At 77.1% G+C, this 9,127-nt stretch carries 9 protein-coding genes; 4 read left to right on the forward strand and 5 right to left on the reverse strand.

The features are described from left to right. Nucleotides 1–127: 127 nt before the first annotated feature. The 5 genes from MNZ27_RS22100 to MNZ27_RS22120 form a co-directional block, all read right to left on the reverse strand. Complete coding sequence (locus MNZ27_RS22100; protein ID WP_242396236.1) at nt 128–730, reverse strand: hypothetical protein; 603 nt, start codon at nt 728–730, stop codon at nt 128–130. Nucleotide 731: 1 nt separating this feature from the next. Then, complete coding sequence (locus MNZ27_RS22105) at nt 732–947, reverse strand: ATPase (protein ID WP_242396237.1); 216 nt, start codon at nt 945–947, stop codon at nt 732–734. A gap of 18 nt (nt 948–965) precedes the next feature. After that, nucleotides 966–2,828: a V-type ATP synthase subunit I gene (locus MNZ27_RS22110; protein WP_242396238.1), complete on the reverse strand. Its 1,863-nt coding sequence runs from the start codon at nt 2,826–2,828 to the stop codon at nt 966–968. An 8-nt stretch (nt 2,829–2,836) separates the two neighbouring features. Beyond that, entirely contained in the window at nt 2,837–3,169 is a 333-nt protein-coding gene (locus MNZ27_RS22115) for a hypothetical protein (protein ID WP_242396239.1), read from the reverse strand. A gap of 104 nt (nt 3,170–3,273) precedes the next feature. Next, nucleotides 3,274–4,362 (reverse strand): SDR family oxidoreductase, encoded by a 1,089-nt coding sequence (locus MNZ27_RS22120; RefSeq protein ID WP_242396240.1) that lies wholly within the window; start codon nt 4,360–4,362, stop codon nt 3,274–3,276. Between the two features lie 221 nt (nt 4,363–4,583). On the opposite strand from MNZ27_RS22120, the gene MNZ27_RS23795 reads away from it, so the two are divergent. The 4 genes from MNZ27_RS23795 to MNZ27_RS22140 form a co-directional block, all read left to right on the forward strand. Next, nucleotides 4,584–6,137: a protein-glutamate O-methyltransferase CheR gene (locus MNZ27_RS23795; protein WP_308198016.1), complete on the forward strand. Its 1,554-nt coding sequence runs from the start codon at nt 4,584–4,586 to the stop codon at nt 6,135–6,137. After that, complete coding sequence (locus MNZ27_RS22130) at nt 6,130–6,756, forward strand: chemotaxis protein CheW (RefSeq protein WP_242396241.1); 627 nt, start codon at nt 6,130–6,132, stop codon at nt 6,754–6,756. Before MNZ27_RS23795 ends, MNZ27_RS22130 begins: the two co-directional genes overlap by 8 nt. Beyond that, on the forward strand, nt 6,756–8,405 hold the full coding sequence (locus tag MNZ27_RS22135) for a methyl-accepting chemotaxis protein (RefSeq protein ID WP_242396242.1): 1,650 nt from the start codon (nt 6,756–6,758) through the stop codon (nt 8,403–8,405). Before MNZ27_RS22130 ends, MNZ27_RS22135 begins: the two co-directional genes overlap by 1 nt. A gap of 15 nt (nt 8,406–8,420) precedes the next feature. Further along, nucleotides 8,421–9,127 (forward strand): Hpt domain-containing protein (locus MNZ27_RS22140; RefSeq protein ID WP_242396243.1); only part of this gene is annotated, 707 nt, incomplete at its 3' end.

Raw genomic sequence — 9,127 nt, forward strand, 5'->3', positions numbered from 1 at the left:
GGGAGCCGCGCCCCGGCCGGCGCGGTCCGCAGCGCGGCGAGCCGGGCCTCGAGCCCGGGCCGCGCGAGGAGATCGCGGAGCGCCGCTGCGTCGAGCAGGCCCGGCCGGCGCGCCGCGACGCGCGCGTTCACGCGGTCGAGCCGGGCCATGCCCCGTCCCCGAAGAGGATCGCCGCGAGCTCGGCCTCGACGTCGGGCCAGGCGCGGTCGAGGCGCGCGGGCAGCGTGTCGTCCAGCACGAGCCGGCCCACGATCACCTCGATCCCGCCGCGCGGCGCCGGCGCGGCGTGGACGCGGGTCCGGGCCGCCAGCGCGGGATCGAGCCGCTCGAGGGCGGCGCGGCAGGCCTCCTCCGCGCCGGCGTCCACCACCACCTCCACGGGGCCGGGCCCGATCTCCGGGCGGACCTCGGCGAGGAGGCGCGCGTCGAGGGCGGGGCCGCCGGCCGTGGCCAGCGCGCGGATCGCCTCCGCGCGGAGGAGGTCGAGGGCTCGCCGCCGGACCACGAGGAGCGCCCGCTCGCGGTCGCGCGCCCCGGCCTCGCGATCGAGGCGGACACGCTCGGCGAGCTGCGCCCGCGCCCGCGCCCGGAGCGCGTCCGCGGCGGCCCCGGCGGCCGCCCCGGCCTCGGCGCGGATACGCGCCGCTTCGCGGACGCCGGCCGCGCGGATCGCCTCCGCCTCGCGGGCCGCCTCTTCGCCGATGACGCGGAGGAGCTCGGCGTATCCCACGCTAGCCTCCGGTCAGGATGAGCACGGCGACCACGAAGCCGAGGATGACCAGCGTCTCGGGGATGGCGAGCATCACGATGATCGTCCCGCGGACCTCCGGCTTCTCCGCGAGCGCGCCCGCGCCGGCCGAGCCGATGCGAGACTGGACCCACGCGGTGGCCAGCGCCGACACCCCCACCGCGGCGGCGGCCGCGAGCGCGATGAGCACCTTCTCCATGGCTTCCTCCCTCCGTGGTCACCCCGAGCGCGCGAACGGCCGGAACGGCACGCCCCCGGGGTCGTAGAACTTCTCGAAGAACTCGACGTAGTGGAGCCGGAGCGCCGCGATGGCCGGGCTGAGCAGCCCGAGCGTGAAGTTCACGGCGTGCAGCAGCACCGCGACGACGAGCCCGACCGCCGCGGGCCGGAGCGCGCCGGCGATGCCGTTCGCGACCTCCGCCAGCATCGCCGAGGCGAGCCCGAGCGCCATGAGGCGCGCGTACGAGAGGACGTTCCCGACCCCGAGGACCAGCTCGAGGGCGGCGATGGGCCCGCCGGCGAGGAGGGCCGCGAGGAGCGCCGCGGCGCCCACCCCGAGCGCCGGCTCCACGACGGCCCCCGGGAGCAGGCCGGCCGCAGCGACCCCGGCGGCGCCGCCCGCCGCCAGCGCGCAGAGCTTCGCGGCGCGGGCCGCCGCCTCCCGCGCGTGCCCGCCACGCACCGCGCTCGCGACGCCGAGGGCCATCCCGAGCGCCACATGGGCGCCGCCCACCGCCACGGCGAGCCCGAGGAGCGCGAGGATCGACCCGCGCCGGTGCAGCAGGAGCGGGCGCAGCCCGAGCCGCGCGCCGAGCTCGCCGAGCGCCTCGCCGAAGAGGATCCCGAAGATCGCCGCCGCCACCGAGCACCACAGGGCGATCCACGCCACGTCCCGCCCCACCGGCCCGCCCACCCCGCGGCGGCGCGCGGCGAGCGCGACCACGACCCCCGCGAGGCCGAACGCGAGATCGCCGAGCACGAGGCCGAAGAAGAGCGGAAAGGTCACGGCGAGCCACGGGGTGGGATCGAGCGAGCCGTAGCGCGGCAGCGGGACGAGGCCGAGGAGCCGCTCGAAGGGCCGGATCCAGGGCCGGTTCCGGAGGACGACCGGCACGTCGGGCCACTCCGCCGGCGCGGGGGAGCGCGCGGACACGGCGACGCGGTCGTCGAGCGCCTCGCGGGCCGCCTCGCGCAGCCCCGCGACCTCGTCCGCGGGCATGTAGCCCGAGGCCACGAAGGCGAAGCGGGTCTCACCGCAGCGCGTCGCCGCCTCCAGCCGGCCGCGGGCGGCGTCGGCGGCCGCGCGCGCCTGGCTCAGGGCGGGCAGCCACCCGGCGGCGAGCGCGGCGCGCTCCGCGTCGAGCCGTGCGAGCTCCGCGGGGAGGGCCCGCGCGCGAGACGCGAGGAGCAGGAGCACGTCCACGAGCGGCCGGCCCGCGTAGGCGGCCGGGAGGTGGATCTCCTCGACCCCGCGCTCGTACAGGAGCCCCGAGACCGCCCCGGCGTGAGCGCTCGGTACGGCGATGAGCACGCCGGTCCGCTCGTCGTCGAGGGGACGGGACTGGAGCTCGGCGGTGCCGTCGGTGAGGCGCGCGACCTCCGCCTCGAGGAGCCGCAGGGCGGTCGGATCCGTCCGGAGGACGAGGCCGTGCAGCTCGGGCTGGGCGGCCGGCGCGATCCCGTGGCGCAGCGGAGCGAGGGCGACCACCAGCTCCGAGAACAGCTCCGTCGCGGTCCGCTCCTCCGCGAGCGCGGCCCGTCGCGCGTCCAGACGGTCGAGCGACTCCGCCAGGCCGGAGAGCCACCCGGCCAGCTCCCCCGTGGTCGGCGGCGGGGGCGCCAGCCCGGCGGAGGCGTGGCCAGGCGGCCCGAGCCGCGTCGCGAGCGCGTCGATGCGGGCGATCGTCTCGAGGAGCCCTGCGCGGCGGCTGGCAGCGTCCGCCGCCGCCGCGGCGGGGTGGAGCGGCGGCGCGGCGCGCCCGGCGACGGGGGTGCGCAGCTCGAGCACGCCCCGCGCCTGAAGGAGCTCCAGCGTGGGCCCGAGCAGGTCGCGCGGGCCGAGGATCTCGACGCGGGCCATGGCGCGGATCATCGCCCCTCCCCCAGCGCCGCCGCGATCGCGCGCTCGACCGTCCGGCCGAGGTTCGCCCTCGCGCGGCCCTCGAGCACGGCGATCTCGGCGTCGAGGGCGGCCTGCGCCCGCGCGCGCTCGCGATCCTCGGCCTCCCCGGCGCCGGCGCGGATCCGCTCGGCGTCGCGCTCGGCCTCCACGCGCGCCTTCGCCACGATCGCCTCGGCCGCGCGGCGCGCCTCCTCCACGATCGCGGCGGCCTCACGCCGCGCCTCGCCGATCGCGCGCTCGAGCGCCGCCTCGTCCTGCTGGAGCCGCTCGAGCGTCTCCTCCGGAACCGGGCTCGACACCGCTCCGCGCCTCCTGCGCAGAGAGAAGCCCAGGAGCCCAGGCGAGGCAAGGCCCCCGCACCTTCCTTGGTGGGGTGTGACCGACGACCCCGAGGGCGCCGGCTCTACGTCATCGCCGCGGAGGTCACCTCGGGGTGCGCCCGCGCGAAGGCGACCAGCCGATCGGCGTACGACGCGAACGACGGGCAGGCGATGCCGGAGCCGGCCAGATCCGCCAGGGCGTTCCGGGTGTCGTAGCGCGTCCGCAGGACGAAGTAGTCGAGGGCGCCCGAGGGGATGCGGAGCAGCGGGTAGACGCCGGGCACCCTCTCGATCGCCCACCGCGCGACCCCGAGGCGGAGCGGGATCCGCACGATCCGCTTGCCCACCGCGCGCGAGAGGACCTCGAGGAGGGGCGCCACCTGGAGCGGCGCGGGGTCGGCGAGCTGGTACGTCTTCCCGCGCGACTGCTCGAGTCCGGCCAGGTGGGCGATGGCGGAGATCACGAAGTCGCGCGGGACCACGTTCACCTCCGCGGTGAGATCCCCGACGGTGGGCAGGATCGCGACGGGGCCCCGCTGACGGAGGAGCCACTGGATGACGAAGTACGGGCCGTCGAGCTTCTGCGTCTCGCCGGTGGCGGAGTCGCCGACGGTGATGGCGGGGCGGTAGATGGTCGCCGGGAGGCCCGCCCTCATGCGCGCCCGGACCTCCACCTCGGCGAGGTACTTGGTCTCCTCGTAGAAGTTGGCGAAGGCCTGCCCCTTCTCGAGATCGTCCTCCCCGAACGGCCCCGGGTGGCGGCCGGACACGTAGCAGGTCGAGACGTGGTGGAGCCGCTCGAGCCGGGGGCAGTCCGCGGCCAGCTCGAGCACGTGCACCGTGCCCTCCACGTTCACCTTCATCGCCGGCTCGCGCGGGACCGAGAGGTCGTACACGGCGGCGAGGTGGAAGATCTCGACGACGTCCGCCACCGCGAGATCGCCCGGCGCGAGGCCGAGCCCGGGGCGGGTGAGATCCCCCTCGACGAGCCGGATCCGCCCGGCGACGGCCGGGCGCGCCGCCGCGAGCGCCTCGGCGCGGCGGCGGGCCAGGGCCGCGAAGCGCGGCTGGACGAGGCAGACCGCCGTCGCCTCGGGCCGTCGCTCGAGGACGCGCGGGAGCAGCGCGCCCCCGAGGAAGCCCGGGAACCCCGTGAAGAAGACGGCCGCCATGCCGGTAGCCTACCCGACGCGGGGGCGGGTCTCCGGGGCCGGATGGGGGAGCGAGCGGGCGGGCCGCCGGGAGGCGGCCGCGGGAGGAGGCGCGGCCGCGCGTCGAGCGCGGAGATCCGGGCGGGCATCGACTACACTCACGCCGTGGCGAGGAGCACCGCTGACGGACGGAGGGCCGCCCCCCGCGGCCGGGAGGGCGCGGCGCCCGGCGCGCACCCTCGGTGAGCACGCACTCGCCGCCGCCGGGAGTCTTCAGCCACGCCGGCTTCGCGGAGGTGGCCGCCGCCCTCGCGCGTCACGCCGGGCTGAAGATCCCCCCGCACCGCTACCCGGAGCTCGAGCAGGCCATCCGCCGGGGGATGGCCCGCGCCCGGATCGCCGATCCGGGCGAGTACGCCCGCAACCTCGCGGAGGGGCACCTCCCGCTCGCCGATCTCGTCGGCGCGTTCACGGTGGGCGAGACCTACTTCTTCCGCGACGCCCCCCAGCTCGATCTCCTCTGCGCGCGCGTCCTCCCGGAGCTCCTCGCGCGCCGCCCGCCGAACCACGTCCTCCGCGCCTGGAGCGCCGGCTGCGCGTCGGGCGAGGAGCCCTACACGCTCGCGATCCTGTTCGACCGCGCGGGCCTCGGAGACCGCTGGCAGGTGCTCGGGACGGACATCTCCCGGCCGGCGCTCGCCCGCGCGCGCGCCGGCGCGTACGGTCCCTGGTCGCTGCGCGGCGCCGCCCGCGACCGCGCGGAGAGCGCCCTCGAGCGCGACGCCGACGATCGCTTCGTGGTGCCGGCGCGCCTGCGAGCGCGCGTCCGCATCGAGTACCTGAACCTCGCCGAGGACGTGTACCCGTCGGTGCTGAGCGGGACCTCCGGGCTGGACCTGATCTTCTGCCGGAACGTGTTCATCTACTTCGAGCGCGACGTGGTGGCGGCGGTGGCGCGTCGGCTCCACGCGTGCCTCGCCGAGGGCGGGTGGCTGTTCACCGGCCTCGCCGACCCCCCGCTCGGCGCGTTCGCCCCGCTCCAGTCGATCTCGACCGTCGCGGGCGTGGTGTACCGGAGGCCCGCCCGCGGCGAGGCGGCGGGCGTCCGGTGGACGCCGCCCGAGCGGCCGGACGCCGGGGCGGCGGCGGGGCCGCCTGGATCCCCGGTCCTCGCTCCACCTCGGCCACCACCCGCTCCGCCGCCGCGGCCGCCGCCCGCGCCGCCCGCCGCCGGTCCGGTTTCGTCGCCGATCCCGGGCCCGAGCCCCTCCGAACGATCCGCCCCCACGGACCCCCCGGACCCGCTCTCGCTCGCCTCGGCGGCGGCGCGCGCCGGGGACTGGGACGCCGTCCTCGAGCTCGCCGACGATTTGCTCGAGACGCCGGAGGGGGCCGCGACCGCCCTGCGCGCCGCGGCGAACTCCGGCGACCTGGAGCGCGCCGACGACCTCGCCGGCCGCGCCATCGCCCGCCACCCGCTCGCGTCGGAGCTGCACCTGCTCCGCGCCGCGATGCTCGCGGAGGTCGGGCGGACGGCGGACGCCCTCGCGGCCGTGCGCCGGACGCTCTACCTGGCGCCGGGGCTCGCGGTCGCGCACGCCGCCCTGGCGGGCCTCCTCGCCGGCCGGGGCGACGTCGAGGGCGCCCGCCGCGCCTGGCGCAACGTCCGCCGGCTCTGCGCCGCCGTCCCGCCCGACGCGCCCCTCCCCCTCGGCGATGGTGAATGCGCCGGCCGGCTTTCCGAGATAGCATCGGCCCAGCTCTCGCTCCTCCGCGGAGACCCGAACGTTGAGTAAACACCGACGACACGCGCCCATCGACTGGGCCGCCCTGTCGGCGCGGCTCGGGCGGGCCGGCGAGGAGATCCGCCGCGGCGTCCGGCCGTCCAGGGCGGAGGCCGCCGCGATCCTCGCGAAGCGCGCCCGGGCGCTCGCCGCGCCCGTCGCGCCGGCGGAGCGCGGCGGGACGCTCCCGGTGGTGGCGTTCACGCTGGGCGGCGAGCGATACGCCCTCGAGGCCGCCCTCGTCCGCGAGGCCGTCCCGGCGCCGCCGCTGGCGCGCCTCCCCGGCGCGCCCGGGTTCTTCGCGGGCCTCGCCAACCTGCGCGGCGAGATCGTGGACGTCCTCGACGTGCGCGAGCTCCTGGGCGTCCCGCCCGCCCGAGGCCCCCCGACCCGGCTCCTCGTCCTCGGCGGCGAGCGACAGGAGCTGGCCCTGGCCGTGGACACAGTGCTCGAGCTCCAGACGATCGACCCCAGCCGGCTCGCGCCGGTGCCCGAGTCCCCAGCGCGGCGACGGCCCGAGTACGCGCGGGGGCTCATCCCGGAAGGCGGCGTCCTGCTCGACGGCGCCGCCATCCTCGGCGATCCGCGCCTCGTCCTCGACGGCGCGGTCGCTCCGACGGAGGAGACGTGATGCAGAAGGAGATCCGCTGGACGCGCTCGCTCGGGTTCCGCCTGGGCGGCTCGGTGCTGGCCCTGTTCACCGCCACGATGCTCCTCATCGCGCTGAACGTGTGGATCCTCTCCGGCATCCGCGGCGAGGAGGACTGGACGGCCTACCTCGTCGAGGGCGGCGTGCTCCGCTACCGCGTGCTCGACCTCGCGGAGCATCAGTTCGACGTGGCGCCGCAGCAGCGGCCAGGGATCCAGGCGCAGCTCTCCCAGGCCATGTCGGACCTCGACGAGCGGTACCGCGTGCTGCTCGAGGGGAGCGAGGAGCGCGGGATCGACCCCATCCGCGAGCCGTCGCTCGTCCACTCGATCCGCAACCGCGACGGGATGTGGCGGAACGAGATCCGGCCGGTCCTCTCCCGCATCGAGGCGGCGCCGGACCGCGCCGCCGTTCGGGCCGATCTGGAGCACCTCCGCGCCCGCCACGAGGAGTACCTGCCGCAGATGCGCGAGAACGTGCGGATCGCGAGCGACGTGACGAGCCGCCGGATGCGCTCCTTCCTGTTCCTCCAGCTCGCCTTCGCGGGGCTCGTCGCGATCGTCCTCGCGCTCGTGCTGGCGCTCACGCGCCGGACCTCGCACCGGGTGCGCACCCTCGCGACCGCCGCCGACCGGCTCTCCGCCGGCGATCTCCAGGCGCGCGTCGAGATCTCGGGGAACGACGAGGTCGCAATCCTGGGCCGCTCGTTCGACGCGATGACGACCAAGATCCGCGCCGGCTTCGAGCGAGAGCGCGCGATGCGCTCCCAGCTCGAGTCGCTCCTGGCGGCGGTCCGCGAGACCGCCACCCGGCTCGCCACGGGCACGAACCAGATCGTGACCTCCACGAACCAGCAGGCGACCGGCGCGCAGGAGCAGGCCGGCGCCGTGACCGAGACGGTCGCGGTCGTCGAGGAGCTGGCCCAGATGTCGTCCCAGGCCGCGCAGCGCGCGGCGGCCGCCGCCGAGACCGCGAAGCGCTCGGACCAGATCGGCCAGGACGGGCGCCGGTCCGTGGAGCGCGCGGTGACGCAGATGACCGCGGCGAAGGACCAGGCCGACTCCGTCGCCGAGAGCATCGTCCGCCTCGCCGAGCAGACCCAGGCGGTGGGCGACATCATCAACCTCGTGAACGACATCTCGGACCAGACGAACCTGCTCGCGCTGAACGCGGCCATCGAGGCGTCCCGCGCCGGTGAGCAGGGGAAGGGCTTCTCCGTCGTGGCCGCGGAGGTGAAGTCGCTCTCGGAGCAGACGAAGAAGGCGACCGTGGAGGTGCGGCGGATCCTGGGGGAGATCCAGAAGATGGCCACCCAGTCCGTGCTCTCCACCGAGCAGTACTCGAAGGGCATGGCCGCGGCGACGGACGCGGCGCGCGGCGCGGGCGACAACATCCGCGCGCTGGCCGCGACGATCGCCGAGATGGCGGAGACGACGGCGCACATCTCCGCGACGGCGACGCAGCAGGCGCAGGGGCTCGGTCAGATCAACCAGGCGATGCGCGACGTGAAGCAGACCACGGATCAGACCGTCTCCTCGATCCGCCAGACCGAGCAGGCGGTCCAGGACCTCTCCACGCTCGCGGTGAAGCTCACCCACCTGCTCGCCGAGCCCGAGCGGGCGGCGGCCTAGCCGCCCGGGGCCTCGATGGATCCGGACCGCCTCCAGGCGAGCCTCCGCGCCACGTTCCTCGTGGAGCTGGAGGAGCACGTCCGCTCCCTGACGACCGACCTGCTCGCGTTCGAGCGCGCCGGGCCGGAGGACCGGGCGGAGCTGCTCCAGCGGCTGTTCCGCACGGTGCACAGCGTGAAGGGCTCCGCGCGCGCAGCCAGCGTCCCGCTCATCGAGGCGGCGGCCGCGCGGATGGAGGGGCTGCTCGCCGCGTCGCGCGAGGGGCGGCCCGCGCCTGCGCCGCCGCCGGTGGACCAGCTCCTCGAGGCGGTGGACGCCATCGACGAGGCCGGGCAGCGCCTGCGCGACGAGCGCGCTCACGAGCGGCGTTCGCTGGAGGGGCTCGCCCGGGAGGCACCCCCGGCCGGCCCCCCCGTGGCGGCGCCGGCTGGAGGCGGACCGCTCGGCTCGATCCGGCTCGACGTGGAGCGGCTCGATCGGCTCCAGGCGCTCGAGGCGGAGCTCCGCGCCGCGCGCCACGCCGGCGACGGCCTCGCCGCCCGGATCGGCGCGCTCCAGGAGTCGGTCCGGCGATGGGAGCACGACCTGGACGCCGAGGAGCGCCCGGTCCGGGCCGCGCTCGCCCGCACCGCCGCGGCGGAGCCGTTCGCCGACGCGGCGCACCGGCGGCGCGCGCACCTCGCCCGGCTCCGCGGCGAGCTGGACCGGCTCGGCGCGGAGGC

The organism is Anaeromyxobacter oryzisoli (genome assembly GCF_022690765.1).
Taxonomy (GTDB): Bacteria; Myxococcota; Myxococcia; order Myxococcales; family Anaeromyxobacteraceae; genus Anaeromyxobacter; species Anaeromyxobacter oryzisoli.

What these genes read in the sequence shown, in the direction of transcription:
- MNZ27_RS22105 (WP_242396237.1), bottom strand. Translation starts at nt 947, where the DNA reads ATGGAGAAGGTGCTCATCGCGCTCGCGGCCGCCGCCGCGGTGGGGGTG.
- MNZ27_RS22110 (WP_242396238.1), bottom strand. Translation starts at nt 2,828, where the DNA reads ATGGCCCGCGTCGAGATCCTCGGCCCGCGCGACCTGCTCGGGCCCACG.
- MNZ27_RS22120 (WP_242396240.1), bottom strand. Translation starts at nt 4,362, where the DNA reads ATGGCGGCCGTCTTCTTCACGGGGTTCCCGGGCTTCCTCGGGGGCGCG.
- MNZ27_RS22135 (WP_242396242.1), top strand. Translation starts at nt 6,756, where the DNA reads ATGCAGAAGGAGATCCGCTGGACGCGCTCGCTCGGGTTCCGCCTGGGC.